Below are 14,376 nucleotides of genomic sequence, written 5' to 3' on the forward strand. Positions count from 1 at the left end.
CGTTACGAGAGGCGGCGGCCGAGCGTCTCGGGCACCATCGCCAGACCGATCAGCGAAACCAGCCCGCAGCCGATCACGTAGAAGGCCGGCGCGTTTGCATTGCCCGTGAGTTGGATCAGCTCGGTCGAGAAGAACTGCGCAAAGCCACCGAAGATGGCAATGGCAACGCAGTAGGCAATCGACAGCCCCGTGGCGCGCAGCCGCTGCGGCAGCACCTCGCTGACGAGCACCATCGAGGCCGGCGAGGTCATCGACATCGGCACCGACAGGCAGCCGACCACGATCAGCAACCGGGCAAGCGAAGGCTCTGCGTTGATGAGCGCGAAGGCCGGATAGATCATCGCCAGCAGCGCAACGCGCGACCACAGCACCACCTTGCGACGCCCGACGCGGTCGGCCAGCCGGCCGGCGAACGGCGACAGCACCACTTGCACCAGCGCCGCAATGCACGCCGCCCAGATGCCGAGCGACAGCGGCATGTGCAGCACGCTCACAGCGTAGTTGCTGAGGTAGTAGACGATGATGTACGTGGACGAGGCCACGCCGATCATTAGCAGAATGCTGGCTACCAGCGTGCAGCCGTGTTCGCGCAACAGCGGCAGCGTGGCGTCGGCTTCGCGCGTGCTGGACGGGGCGGCGGTTTCCTCCAGACGGCGACGGATGATCAGGCCGACGGGGATCACGAGAATGCCGATCACGAACGCGAGCCGCCAACCCCACGACTCCAGCGCCGCGGGCGCCAGCAGGTTGCTCAGCAGCAAGCCGACCAGCGCGCCGAATAGCGCCGCCAGCCCCTGGCTGAACGGCTGCCAGCTCGTATAGAAACCGCGCGAGCGGTCGTCGGCGTATTCCAGCAGCAGCGCAGTCGAAGCCCCCATCTCACCGCCGATGGCAAAACCCTGCACGAGTCGCGCAAGCACGACGAGCATGGGCGCGAGGATGCCGATCTGGGCGTAGGTCGGCGTCACAACGAAGATCAGCGACGACAGGCCCATCAGCCACAACGTGAGCGCCACGGCGGGCTTGCGGCCTGCGCGGTCGGCGTACATGCCGATCAGCAGACCGCCGAGCGGCCGCATCAGGAAGCCGACGCCAAACGTGGCGAACGACATCAGCAACTGGCCGGTTGCGTTGCCGACCGGAAAGTACAGCCGGCCGATCAACGTGGCGAAGAAGCTGTAGACCACGAAGTCATAGAACTCCAGGCCGTTGCCGATGGTGATGGCGGCAATGGCGCGCGTGCGTGACAGCGGTTGCGCGTGGCCGGTCGCCTGCGCGTCGGCGCGGCCGGCGTAGGACGGCGCAGAGGTGTGGTTCGACATGGGGTGTCTCCGAAACTTGTCTTTGCGGGCAGGCCGGGCTCACACCCCGCTTGCCTCTTCAGCCAGAACGGCTGCTGCGTTGGGCTTCACGCGCAGATACCACGCGGCCGACATGAGCAGCACCCAGCCTGCGCCAACGTACAGCGCTACGCGGGTGTCTTCCATATAGCCCAGCACGCCGATCACGAACAGCATGAACGCGATGGCGAGAGCCGGCCCGACGGGCCACAGCGGCACCTTGAACTTGAGCGCACGCACTTCTTCGGCCGACAGACGCCGGCGCATGGCCACCTGCGAGAGCAGGATCATCAGCCAGACCCAGACGGTCGCGAACGTGGCGATCGACGCGATGATCACGAAGACGTTTTCGGGGATCAGGTAGTTCAGCACCACGCCGCCCAGCAGCGCACCGGCCATGAACAACACCGTCACCCAGGGCACGCCATGGCGCGAGGTTGCCGCAAAGATGCGCGGCGCCTGGCCCTGCTCGGCCATGCCGTACATCATCCGGCCCGCGCCGAAGATGTTGCTGTTGATGGCCGAGATGGCTGCCGAGATGACGATGAGGTTCAGGATCGCCGCCGCAGACTGGATGCCCAGCCCCGAGAAGATCTGCACGAACGGGCTGCCCTGGCCGTCAATGCCCGTCCACGGGAAGATCGCCATCAGCACACACATGGTCAGCACGTAGAACAGCAGGATGCGCGCCGGCACAGCATTGATGGCCTTCGGGATGACCTTGTCGGGGTTCTGCGCTTCACCGCCGGTAATGCCGATGATCTCGACGCCGCCGTACGCAAACATCACCACGGCAAACGACGCAATGAGGCCGCCCACGCCGTGCGGCAGGAAACCGCCGTGCGACCAGAGATTGCTCAAGCCCGACGCGTGCTCGCCGTTCATCTTCACGCCGAGGAACAGGATGACGGTGCCGCCAACGATCATGGCGCCGATCGCCACGATCTTGATGAGCGCGAGCCAGAATTCCATCTCGCCGAACACCTTGACGTTGCACAGGTTCAGGCCGCAGATGAGCATGACGATGCCAAGCACCCAGACCCAGTGCGGCACCTCGGGAAACCAGAAGCCCATGTAGATGCCGAAGGCCGTGACGTCAGCCAGGCAGACGATCACCATTTCGAGGATGTACGTCCAGCCGGTCAGAAAGCCGGCGAGCGGACCGAGGTTGTCGCGCGCATAGCGCCCGAACGAACCGGAGACCGGCTGGCGCACCGCCATCTCACCAAGCGCGCGCATGACCATATAGACGGCCGCGCCGCCGATGATGTACGCAAGGATCACGGCCGGCCCGGCCAACTGGATGGCCGAAGCGGACCCGTAGAAAAGGCCCGTGCCGATGGCCGAACCGAGCGCGAGAAAGCGGATATGTCGCGCGCGCAGGTTGCGTTGAAGGTGTTCCAAACTGTCTCCTCTTTATGTCGGCGAGGTCGCCTGCAGGGCGGGTCGCGGCTCGACCGGTGGGCCGAGCGGACTCGAATTCACATACAGACAACATCGCTTTGATCGATATGTTGTTGTATATACATTATGAACGGCATTGGGGTATTCCCGAGGGCTGTGCGCCCATCTCGGTGGCGAGCGGGCCAAGAAAAAAGGCGGACATGCGTCCGCCTTGGATTTCGCTGGCCGTGCGGCGCGGGCGCTACACCCAGCCCATGCCGCCGACCAATGCCCCCAGCCCCACCAGCACCAGGGGGTGGACGCGGGTGAAGGAGCACGCCACGACCGTCGCCACGGTCAGCGCGATGGTGCTGAAGCTGCTGTCTGCCCCGCGCGCCAGCACCCAGCCGGTGGAGAACAGCAGGCCGATCGTCAGCGGTGCGAGGCCACGGCGGACCAGCGCGATCCAGCGCGCGTCGGGCTTGCGATCCATGACGCGCGCGATGACGGCAGCAATCACGCACGACGGCCCGCAGATGCCGACCAGCGAGGCAATCGCCCCACCCAGACCCGCCGCCTGCCAGCCGAACAACTCTACGAACAGCACATTGGGGCCCGGGGCCGCCTGCGAGATGGCATACATGGCGCTCAATTGCTCGCTTGTCATGTAATGCCGCGTGTCGACCAGGAAACGGTGCATGTCGGGCAGCGTCGAACTGGCCCCGCCGATAGCGAGAAACGACAGCACCAGAAAATGCCAGAACAGATCGAAGACGGTGGTGAGGTAGCTCATCGCATCGCCCACCATTCGAGCACGAGTGCGAGCGGAATCAGTACCAGCATGACCGGCAGTAACGGCCATTGCAGAACGCCAATGGTCAGGAAAACCGCCAGGCCGATGCCGACCGCACGCCACGTGCGCGACTGCCCCTGCGCCAGCTTGACCGCCGTGGAGAGCACGAGCCCCGCAGCCACGGCCGCCATGCCTTTGAGCAGGTTCTGCACCACCGACAGCGCGCTGTAATGGTCGTACAGCATGACGATCAGCAGCAACAGCACCGCGGGCACCAGCACCAGGCCACCCATGGCGGCCGCGGCGCCGCGCACGCCGTGATAGCGGTAGCCCAGCATGACCGAGAGGTTGACGATGTTCGGGCCGGGCAACACCTGACCCAGGCTCAGCAGCTCGGCGAACTCGGTGTTGGAGAGCCAGCGGTTGCGATCGACAATGCCGGCGCGCGCAAAGGGCAGCACGCCGCCGAAGCCCGACAGGCCCATCCGCGCAAACTCGGTGAAGAGCTTGCTGCAGGACGGCATGTTTGCTGCGGTGTTGGCTTCAGGCGCGGCGGTCGGATCGCTCATGGGCTCAGGCGGCGTCCGGCACGGGCTTGGGCAACGAGAGCTTCGGATCGCGCAGCTTGGGCTCCAGCGTCTTGCCTTTGCGTGCGCGCTTGCCGGCGTACGGCTCTTGGGCGCGCGTCGTCAGGGTCTGCTCGACTGCCTTGCCGCCGCGCGGGCCGGTGCCCGAGAGCACAAAGCCCGCTGCACCAAAGGCCACAGCCTGAAGCAGCGTTTCGTTCTTCTCCAGCTCCATCAGGATCACGCCCCGGCCACCGCTGGCGAGCGTCTTCAACTCGCTGATCTGGAACAGCAGCATGCGGCCGCCTTCCGACAGGCACGCCACGCCATAAGCGTCAGCCGGCACCGGCGCCGGTTTATTGGGCTGGTCGCCCTCGTCCAGCGTCAGGAACGCCTTGCCGGCCTTCTGGCGGCCGACCATGTCGCCCACCTTGGCAAGGAAGCCGTTGCCGCCACGCGTGGAGATCACCAGGCTCTGTTCAGCATGCCCCGCGAACGTGTGGGCGATATGCGTACCCGGCGCGAGTTCGATCAGCGTCGTCAGCGGCACGCCGTCGCCACGGCCACCCGGCAGATTCGCCACGGCCACGGAATAGACACGACCCGTGCCCTTGTCGTCGCGCGTACCGAAGATCAGCAGCGCGTCGGTGGTGCGGCATTCAAACGTGTCGTACAGCGTGTCGCCCGCCTTGAAGGTGAATTGCGTGGCGTCGTGGCCATGGCCCTGGCGCGTGCGCACCCAGCCCTTCTGCGAGACGATCACCGTGACTGGTTCGTCGACGACCTTCACTTCGGCAGCAGCGCGGCGCTCTTCCTGGATGAAGGTGCGGCGGTCGTCGCCGTATTGCTTCGCGTCGGTCTCGATCTCCTTGATGATGCGACGGCGCATCATGGTCTCGGACTTCAGCAGCACGTCCAGCTCGCCCTGTTCTTCGCGCAGGTTCTTCAATTCCTGCTCGATCTTGATGGCTTCCAGGCGAGCCAACTGGCGCAGGCGGATTTCCAGGATGTCTTCGGCCTGACGGTCGCTGAGGTTGAAAACCTGGATCAGCGCGGCCTTGGGGTCTTCGCTCTCGCGGATGATGCGGATCACATCCTCAATGCGCAGCAGCACCAGCTGCCGCCCCTCGAGGATGTGGATGCGGTCTTCCACCTTGCCCAGACGATGGCGCGTGCGGCGCGTGACCGTGGCAAAGCGGTAGGCGATCCATTCGCGCAGGATCTCCGCCAGCCCCTTCTGGCGCGGGCGGCCATCCGTGCCGATCATCACGAGGTTGATGGCCGCGCCCGACTCCAGCGACGTGTGTGCCAGCAGCGTGTTGGCAAATTCCTGCTGGTCGATGTTCTTGCTCTTGGGCTCGAACACGAGGCGCACCGGCGCGTCCTTGCCCGACTCATCGCGCACCGCGTCGAGCAGACCCAGCATGGTCTGCTTCATGGTGAGCTGATCCGGCGACAGCGACTTCTTGCCCGTGCGCACCTTCGGATTCGTCAGCTCTTCAATCTCTTCCAGCACCTTCTGCGACGAGGTGTTGGGCGGCAATTCGTTCACCACGAGTTGCCACTGGCCGCGCGCGAGTTCTTCGATCTTCCAGCGCGCACGCACCTTCAGGCTGCCGCGACCGCTCTCATATACCTGCGCAATGTCGGCTGCGGACGAGATGATTTGGCCGCCGCCCGGGAAGTCCGGACCCGGCATGTACTGCATCAGGTCGGTGCTGGTGAGCTTGTCGTCGCGGATGAGCGCCACGGTGGCGTTCGCCACTTCGCGCAGGTTGTGCGACGGGATCTCCGTGGCCATCCCCACCGCAATGCCCGATGCGCCGTTAAGCAGCACGAACGGCAAGCGCGCCGGCAGCAGCTTCGGTTCATCCATCGAACCGTCGTAGTTCGGGATGAAGTCGACCGTGCCCTGGTCCAGCTCTTCGAGCAGCAGACGCGAGATGGGCGTGAGACGCGCTTCGGTGTAGCGCATCGCCGCCGCACCGTCACCATCGCGCGAGCCGAAGTTGCCCTGCCCGTCGATCAGCGGGTAGCGCAGCGAGAAATCCTGCGCCAGGCGCACCAGCGCGTCGTAGGCGGATTGATCGCCGTGCGGGTGGTATTTACCCAGCACGTCGCCCACCACGCGCGCCGATTTGACCGGCTTGGCATCGGAGCGCAGGCCCATCTCGTGCATCGCAAACAGGATGCGGCGCTGCACCGGCTTCTGGCCATCGGCCACCTCGGGCAGCGCGCGGCCCTTGACCACGCTGATGGCGTAGTCGAGATAGGCGCGCTCGGCATAGGCGCCAAGCGTGAGCGCTTCGGCCGGCTCGCTGGGGTCGAAGAGGATGTCTTGTTGTTCCATGGAGGCTCAAGCGAAAGCGGCGCGCTTCAACTTGGCGGCGCCGCCGGGATCAATGTTGGGGTAGGTTCGTGGCCACGCCGGTGGCCGGGTCCAATACGAGTTCGATGCGTGCGGGCCGGCCCGTGCGACCGGGCTTACGCGTGGCGATGACGCCGTTGGCGCTCACGTTCATCAACCCAGGCACGGCGGCAACGGGGTTGTAGTAACGATAGAACTGCAGCACCGTCTTCACGTAGTTCTGTGTCTCGGCGTAGGGCGGAATGTCGTTGCCGTGCTTCTGCACCGCGCCTTCGCCCGCGTTGTAGGCGGCCAGCACAAGCTCAAGGTTGCCTGAGAACATGCGCAGCAGATCGCTCAGGTAACGCACGCCGGTGGTGATGTTCGTTTTCGGGTCGGCCAGCTTCTGTGCAGCCGTGCGGCGGGCGTCGCCAGTCACGCCGTAACGCGCGCCGGTGTCCGGAATCACCTGCATCAGCCCGATTGCACCTTTGGGCGACACGGCCTGCGGGTTGAAACCCGATTCAGCGGCAATCACGGCCTTCACCAGCGCGGGGTCGATACCGTGCTTGCTGGCGGCCTGGCGGATCAGCGGCTCCACCGTCGGCACGTTCGGATGCTGCAGCACCGCGCGCACCAGGCGCTGGCGCATGCCGGCGGCGTTGTCGAGAGCATCGCGCTTGCTGGCGTTGAGGTACGCATCGGCATCGGGCAGCTCGGTTGCCTGCAGGGCGATGGCGCTGTCGTCCTTGGCCTTGTCGTCACCCTTGCTCGCCACCGCCGCGCCCTTCATGAACAGCACGTAGCGATCGTCCAGCCGTTCGGCGGCGAAGTGCGCGAGACCGTTTTCATCAATGTAGCCGTAGACGTCCGCGCGCACCGGCTGGCTGGCCAACAGGGCCAGCGCCGTCAATGCGAATGCGAAACGTGCAAACAGCTTCATCGTTGTCGGTCAGCGATCAAATATCGGCTTCGACTTCGTTGCCGCGCGCTTCCAGCCACGTGCGGCGCGCGCCGGCTTCGCCCTTGCCCATCAGCATGTTCATCATGTTGATGGTCTGGTCTTGGCCCAGTTCGCCGAGCGCCACGGGCAGCAGACGGCGCGTGTCGGGGTTCATGGTGGTTTCCCAGAGCTGCTCGGCGCTCATTTCGCCCAGGCCCTTAAAGCGGGAAATCTGCCAGGCGCCTTCCTTCACGCCGTCCTTGCGCAGCTTGTCTTCAATGGCTTCCAGCTCGCCGTCGTCCAGCGCGTAGAGCTTCTGCGCGGGCTTCTTGCCGCGCGCGGGGGCATCGACACGATACAGCGGCGGCCGGGCCACGCATACGTTCCCGCGATCGATCAGTTGCGGGAAGTGCTTGAAGAACAACGTGAGCAACAGCACCTGGATGTGCGCGCCGTCCACGTCAGCATCGGACAGGATGCAGATCTTGCCGTAGCGCAGGCCCGACAGGTCGACCGCATCGTTCGGCCCGTGCGGATCCACGCCGATGGCGACTGCAATGTCGTGCACTTCGTTGTTGGCGAACAGGCGGTCGCGCTCGGTTTCCCACGTATTGAGCACCTTGCCGCGCAGCGGCAGGATGGCCTGGAATTCCTTGTCGCGGCCCATCTTGGCCGAGCCACCGGCGGAGTCACCTTCCACCAGGAAGAGTTCGTTGCGGGTCACGTCGTCGGACTCGCAATCGGTCAGCTTGCCAGGCAGCACGGCCACGCCGGAGCCCTTCTTCTTCTCGACCTTCTGCGAAGCACGTGTACGCGCCTGCGCCTGCTTGATGACAAGTTCGGCCAGCTTCTTGCCGTGCTCAACGTGCTGGTTCAGCCACAACTCCAGCGCCGGGCGGCTGAAGGTCGACACGAGCCGCACTGCATCGCGGCTGTTCAGGCGTTCCTTGATCTGCCCCTGGAACTGCGGGTCGAGCACCTTGGCTGACAGCACGAACGAGGCACGCGCAAACACGTCTTCGGACATCAGCTTGACGCCCTTGGGCAGCAGCGCGTGCATCTCGACAAAGCTCTTCACCGCCTGAAAGAGACCTTCGCGCAAACCCGATTCGTGGGTGCCGCCGGCGGGCGTGGGGATCAGGTTGACGTACGACTCGCGCACCGGCGAGCCCTCTTCCGTCCAGGCCACCACCCACGATGCGCCTTCACCGAAGGCAAAGCCTTCTTCGCCCGGCTTGTCGGGATCGGCAAAGTGCTCACCTTCGAACAGCGGGATCACCGGCTCGGCACCGCTGCCCTGCGCAAGCGATTCGATCAGATAGCCGCGCAGGCCCTGGTCGTATTGCCATTCGAGCGTCTCGCCGGTTTTTTCCAGCGTGAGGGTGACCTTCACGCCCGGCAGCAGCACCGCCTTGCTGCGCAGCAAGCGCTGCAGCTCGGCCTGAGGGATGTTCTCGGAATCGAAATACTTGGCGTCGGGCCACGCACGCACGCGCGTGCCGCTCTTCTTCTCGCCGCGCTCGGCCTTGCGGGTGGTCAGCGGCTCGATCACGTCGCCGCCGGAGAACGCGAGCGTCGACACGTTGCCGTCACGCCAGACCGTTACTTCCAGCCGCGTCGACAGCGCGTTCGTGACCGACACGCCCACGCCGTGCAAGCCGCCGGAGAACGCGTATGCGCCGCCGCGGCCCTTGTCGAACTTGCCGCCGGCATGCAGACGCGTGTAGACGATCTCGACCACCGGCACGCCCTCTTCGGGGTGAATGCCGACGGGAATGCCGCGCGCGTCATCTTCCACACTCACGCTGCCGTCCTTGTGCAGCGTCACGGCAATCAACTTGCCGTAGCCGCCCAACGCCTCGTCAGCGGAGTTGTCGATGACTTCCTGCACGATGTGCAGAGGATTGTCGGTACGCGTGTACATGCCCGGCCGTTGCTTGACCGGTTCCAGGCCCTTGAGGACCTTGATCGACGATTCGCTGTATTGGGAGGTTTTGCTCATGGAAGGCGGAAAAACTGACCAGGCTTGGGTCTGTCCCCAAGCACCGGGAATGCAGCGCGCATTGTAAAGGAAGCCGTCCTCAACAATGCGGAGGGATCGTCAGCGTTGGAATGCGACCCGAAACCCACATCCGGTCGACATCCCGCTGACATATTGCGTAGTTACTGCGGCATCACACCGTGCCGGCGCGCTTGGCCTCGAGGGCTTCCCAGCGCTCCAGCGCCTCCAGCAGTTCCAATTCGATGGCTTCGTGGCGCTCGGCCAGCTTTTGCGCGCGCTCGGGGTCGCGGCCGTAGATCGTGCCGTCCTCCAGTTCGCCGCCAACCTGCTTCTGCTCCGCCTCCAGCGCCTCGATGGTGGCGGGCAACGCGTCGAGTTCGCGCTGCTCCTTGTAGCTGAGCTTGACCGTGGCACGCTCGCGCGACTTGGCCACCTCGGGCTTCTTCTCTTCAGCGACGGGCTTGACGGCTTGCGCCATCTGCGCCGAGCGCGCTGATTGCGTCTGCCAATCTGAAAACCCGCCCACGTATTCGCGCCAACGGCCCTCGCCCTCTGCCGCAATCACCGAGGTGACGACGTTGTCGACGAACGCCCGATCGTGCGAAACCAGAAATACGGTGCCGCTGTACTCCTGCAGCAGCTCTTCCAGCAGTTCAAGCGTGTCGATGTCCAGATCGTTGGTCGGCTCGTCGAGCACCAGCACGTTGGCCGGACGGGCAAACAGGCGCGCCAGCAGCAGCCGGTTGCGCTCGCCGCCCGACAGCGAGGCCACCGGCGAGCGTGCACGCTCGGGCGGGAAGAGGAAATCGCCCAGATAGCTCATCACGTGCTTGCGCTGACCGTTGACTTCGATCCAGTCGCTGCCCGGGCTGATGGTGTCGGCGAGCGACCGATTCAGGTCCAACTGGGCGCGCATCTGGTCGAAATAGGCGACCTGCAGGTTGGTGCCGTTGCGCACCGTGCCCGAATCGGGTGCCAGTTCGCCGAGAATCAACTTCAGTAGCGTGGTCTTGCCGACCCCGTTGGCGCCGAGAATCCCAACCTTGTCGCCGCGCATGATTGTGGCGGTGAAGTTGTCGACGACGGTCTTGTCGCCATAGCGCTTGGTCACGTCGATCAGTTCGGCAACGATCTTGCCCGAGCGATCGCCCTGCGAGACCTCCAGCTTGACGTTGCCCTGCACCTCCCGGCGCGCCTGGCGCTCTCCACGCATCTGTTCCAGCCGCGCCACGCGGCCGACGCTGCGTGTGCGGCGCGCTTCCACGCCCTTGCGGATCCACACTTCTTCCTGCGCGAGCAGCTTGTCGAAGCGGGCGTTCTCCAAGGCTTCGGCTTCCAATTCCTGCGCCTTGCGCGTCTGATACGCCGTAAAGTTGCCGGGGTAGGAACGCAGCTTGCCGCGATCGAGTTCGATGATGCGCGTGGCGACGCGGTCGAGAAACGCGCGATCGTGGGTGATGAACAGCACGCTGCCGCGGAAGGCCAGCAGCAAATCTTCGAGCCAGCGGATGGAGTCGTAGTCGAGGTGGTTGGTCGGCTCGTCCAGCAGCAGGATGTCGGGCGCGCCCACCAGCGCCTGCGCAAGCGCCACGCGCTTGGTCAGGCCGCCCGACAGCGAACCGATGCGCGAGCCCGGTTGCAAACCAAGCTGCGCAATGGTGGTTTCCACGCGGGTGTGCAATTGCCAAGCATCAGCGGCGTCGAGCTGGGCTTGCAGGGCGTGCAACTTATGCATCGCCTCATCATCTTGTGCATCGCCCATGGAGGCGATCAGCGCCTCGTATTCAGCCAGCAGGCCGGCGGCATGCGGCACCCCCATCGCCACGGCTTCGGCCACGGTCTGCTCCGGGTCGAATTCGGGCTCTTGCGGGACATAGGCCGAGGTCACACCGCTCTGGCGGGCGATCAGGCCGTCATCCGGCGAGGTCGTACCCGCCACGATCTTGAGCAGTGACGACTTGCCGGTGCCGTTGCGGCCGATCAGGCCTACGCGCTCGCCGGCCTCCAGCGAGAAATCGGTGTGGTCGAGCAACGCCACGTGGCCGAACGCCAGTTGCGCATCGGTAATGGAAAACAGGGCCATGCTGGAGTGAAAAGGATGCAGGCCGTATGCGGCCGGAAGGCGCGTATTGTAGTCGCCCCGCGCCTCGTCTATCGGCGGCATTGCGCTTACAGATGCCGGTGCTATAACGCTTGTGCCGCCGGACTCGCTTTTTCCGGCCGCGCCATTCATACCGTTACGGAAGGGGAATGACGATGCGCGGACTATTCGGGCTGTTGATCATCTTGATCGTGGCAGGCATTCCAGTGCGGCAGATCTTGCTGCGGACCGGCTTCTCACCTTGGTGGACGCTGCTTGTGCTGGTACCGGTGGTGAACCTGGTGGCGCTGTGGATTTTCGCGTTCTCGAACTGGCCGCGGCAGGCGTCCCAGCCCGGCAACGTGCTGCCCAACCAGAGCTAGAAGGCGGGCCCACCCAAGAAAAACGGCCCGCTTTCGGCGGGCCGGAAGAGTCTCTCCTCGATGCCTTGCGAACAAGACATGGCCGGAGCATAGCGCCCCTCGTCCATCTCCGGCAGTCGGGACAAACCCGGTAGGGAAAAACGCCTAACGCTATGCCCCGTGCGGCTTCGCACCGCAGCAACGCATGCCCCGTCAAGCCTGCACCGCAGGTAAGTGCACTGCACCGGCTCGACAGTTGTAGTGGTGCGTCGCGCACGCCGCATGTGCGCAGTGCACCACTGCAAGGCCATCGTCGCGAATCGACTTTTAGAAGGCGACATCCGCCCTTGCAGCCTGCTTACAACACCAGAAAAGCGCAGGCCAGCAGGTTGCAGCGCCGGGCCGTATCATGCGGCAGGCCCTCCGGTCACGAGCCGGGCATAACGATAAAGTGGGCCGCCGATTCTTTCCGGGGGATACAACCATGCCGTTCTTCACGCGCGCACTGCCGGCTGCAGTGCTGCTCTACGCTTCGCTGTCCAGTTTCATACCGGGCGTTGCCTTCGCCTCCTCCACGCCGGTGCTTGATCGCATCCGTGATACCGGCACCGTCCGCGTCGCCTACCGCGAAAGCTCCGTACCCTTCTCGTTCTATGACGCCGATAAAAAGCCCGTCGGCTACGCCATGGACCTCTGCCTGCGCGTGGTCGACAAGCTGCGCAGCGACCTCAAGCGGCCCGATCTGAAAGTGCAATATGTGATGGTCACGCCTTCAACGCGGATGCCGGCCATCATGGAGGGCAAGGCCGACCTCGAATGCGGCTCGACCACCAACAACCGCGAACGCCGCGAGAAAGTGGCCTTCACGATCCCGCACTACATCGCGGGCATCCGCATGATCGTCAAAGCGTCGTCGGGCATCCACAGATGGGATGACCTGCGCGGCAAGACCGTCGTCACCACCAAGGGCACCACCAGCGTGGCGGAACTGCGCAAGATGAACGACGTGCGCGTGCTGAACATGAAGTTCCTCGAAGCCAAGGACCACGCTGAATCGTTTGCGATGGTCGAAGCTGGCAAGGCGGACGCCTTTGCGATGGACGACGTGCTGCTCTATGGCTTCCGCGCCAACACCAAGACGCCAAGCGACTACGCCGTCGTCGGCGACATGCTGACGGTCGAGCCCTACGCGATCATGCTCAGCAAGGACGACGCCGAGTTCAAGCGCCTCGTTGATCGCGCGATGACCAACATCATCCTCGACTACGACGCCGACAAGCTCTACAAAAAGTGGTTCCAGCAACCGATTCCGCCGCACAGCGCGAAGCTGGATATTCCAATGAGTTTCCTGCTGCGCGATTCGTTCAAGTATCCGAGCGACAAGGTCGCCGACTGAACGCACCTGTGTAATCAGGCAACGCCGCCGCGCAGTCAGGCGGCGTTTTGCTTAGCGCTGTCAGCGCTGGACCGGCAGCATCGGCTTGTTGAGCATGCGCGACAGGACAGCTTCGGGCGAATGGGTGCGATCGGCAATCGCCGCTGGGTCAAGATAGAAAGTCTGCTCCATCATCGCGCGGCCATGCATCGCCGCATGCAGCGTCTGATCGCTGAAGACCACCCACGTCGCACCCGGCGCGAATTCGAACGTCTGCTGCGGTGCCCGGCGCTGATAGACCAGATCCGCCTTCGCGAGATCGTGCAGCTGCAGCATGCGGTGGTCGTATTCGGAGCGCGGGCGTTTGGTGACATGCAGCTTGTGCATCAGCCACGATTGTCCCGGCAGCATCCCACGTGTTTTCGGCACAAACCGCTGGGCGAAGTCGGCAAAGGGTTCGCCGATGCGCCAGACGCGCGGGGCATCCGGATCGACGTTGTGGAACACACGCAAGAGGCGCTGGCCGTGCAGCGGATTCGACGGGAATGCGTCGACGTGCAGGCGTGTGTCGTCCTTACGCCAGCTGACTGGCCGCCCGGCAATCTCGGCTGGCCGCAACGACGTGCCGGCCCGCTTCAGGTGCGGGGCATAGCTGGGAAACAACCTCAGCACGAGGCGCTCGGCAGCATCGGCGTAACGCCGGATCAGGGTAGCGAGATCGCGCAGGTCAGCAGGCTGCCCGACGGCGCCGCGCACGCTGGATTCATTCGCCCGCAGGTTGATGTTCTTCGTCTTGCCGTCAGACCAGCGTGCGTCAAGAAAGCGCTGCTCCCCAGCATCAAGTGGGAAATCGAGCGCGGGAAAGTGCAGCACATTGCCGCGCTCCAACGCGGACCGCATGGCAGCCGCCTCATCGAACGTCACCGCGGGTGACCATTCACGCACCGGCCACGGCACCACCATGTCGATAGCCGTCGGCGCAGCGCCGACTTGCTGACCAGCATCATGGTTGTACGTCCGCGGCGTGGCGGGCGCAAACCCTTGCATACTTCCCATGAACTTATCAATCGCTTACGTAAAATATTTGCGAATGATAGAGCGCTCACCAGTTCAGTGCATCGTCAAGAAACACAACACATCATGTCTTACGACATGTGCCGAAGACTTACCGGGGCGGGAAACGGA

At 64.4% G+C, this 14,376-nt stretch carries 11 protein-coding genes; 2 read left to right on the forward strand and 9 right to left on the reverse strand.

Going from position 1 to position 14,376, the window contains the following annotated elements; translation table 11 throughout:
- Positions 1–2 precede the first annotated feature (2 nt).
- The 8 genes from BM136_RS09690 to BM136_RS09725 all read right to left on the reverse strand — a co-directional run bounded on the left by BM136_RS09690 (position 3) and on the right by BM136_RS09725 (position 11,457).
- Entirely contained in the window at positions 3–1,322 is a 1,320-nt protein-coding gene (locus tag BM136_RS09690) for an MFS transporter (RefSeq protein WP_092971637.1), read from the reverse strand.
- A 39-nt stretch (positions 1,323–1,361) separates the two neighbouring features.
- Entirely contained in the window at positions 1,362–2,744 is a 1,383-nt protein-coding gene (locus BM136_RS09695; protein WP_092971638.1) for an amino acid permease, read from the reverse strand.
- A 241-nt stretch (positions 2,745–2,985) separates the two neighbouring features.
- Entirely contained in the window at positions 2,986–3,531 is a 546-nt protein-coding gene (locus tag BM136_RS09700) for a chromate transporter (RefSeq protein ID WP_175537110.1), read from the reverse strand.
- Positions 3,513–4,085: a chromate transporter gene (locus BM136_RS09705; protein ID WP_092971640.1), complete on the reverse strand. Its 573-nt coding sequence runs from the start codon at positions 4,083–4,085 to the stop codon at positions 3,513–3,515. The genes BM136_RS09700 and BM136_RS09705 overlap by 19 nt, the downstream gene beginning before the upstream one ends.
- Before the next feature lie 4 nt (positions 4,086–4,089).
- Positions 4,090–6,432 (reverse strand): DNA topoisomerase IV subunit A, encoded by a 2,343-nt coding sequence (parC, locus tag BM136_RS09710; RefSeq protein ID WP_092971641.1) that lies wholly within the window; start codon positions 6,430–6,432, stop codon positions 4,090–4,092.
- Between the two features lie 49 nt (positions 6,433–6,481).
- Positions 6,482–7,372, reverse strand: coding sequence for a lytic transglycosylase domain-containing protein (locus BM136_RS09715; protein WP_092971642.1), 891 nt, complete (start codon positions 7,370–7,372; stop codon positions 6,482–6,484).
- A gap of 16 nt (positions 7,373–7,388) precedes the next feature.
- Positions 7,389–9,374, reverse strand: a complete 1,986-nt coding sequence (locus tag BM136_RS09720; RefSeq protein ID WP_092971643.1) for a DNA topoisomerase IV subunit B — start codon at positions 9,372–9,374, stop codon at positions 7,389–7,391.
- Positions 9,375–9,546: 172 nt separating this feature from the next.
- Positions 9,547–11,457: an ATP-binding cassette domain-containing protein gene (locus BM136_RS09725; protein WP_092971883.1), complete on the reverse strand. Its 1,911-nt coding sequence runs from the start codon at positions 11,455–11,457 to the stop codon at positions 9,547–9,549.
- 173 nt (positions 11,458–11,630) lie between these two features.
- Here BM136_RS09725 and BM136_RS09730 point away from each other — a divergent pair, with 173 nt between their 5' ends.
- Together BM136_RS09730 and BM136_RS09735 are read left to right on the forward strand one after the other, a co-directional pair.
- Positions 11,631–11,837: a hypothetical protein gene (locus tag BM136_RS09730; RefSeq protein WP_092971884.1), complete on the forward strand. Its 207-nt coding sequence runs from the start codon at positions 11,631–11,633 to the stop codon at positions 11,835–11,837.
- A 463-nt stretch (positions 11,838–12,300) separates the two neighbouring features.
- A complete protein-coding gene (locus BM136_RS09735) occupies positions 12,301–13,212 on the forward strand; it encodes an amino acid ABC transporter substrate-binding protein (RefSeq protein WP_092971644.1) in 912 nt (303 codons plus the stop codon).
- A 60-nt stretch (positions 13,213–13,272) separates the two neighbouring features.
- Here the strand turns inward: BM136_RS09735 and BM136_RS09740 are convergent, their stop codons facing one another.
- Positions 13,273–14,247, reverse strand: a complete 975-nt coding sequence (locus BM136_RS09740) for a Kdo hydroxylase KdoO (protein WP_092971645.1) — start codon at positions 14,245–14,247, stop codon at positions 13,273–13,275.
- Positions 14,248–14,376: the final 129 nt, after the last annotated feature.

The organism is Ralstonia sp. NFACC01 (assembly GCF_900115545.1).
Classification (GTDB): Bacteria; Pseudomonadota; Gammaproteobacteria; order Burkholderiales; family Burkholderiaceae; genus Ralstonia; species Ralstonia mojiangensis.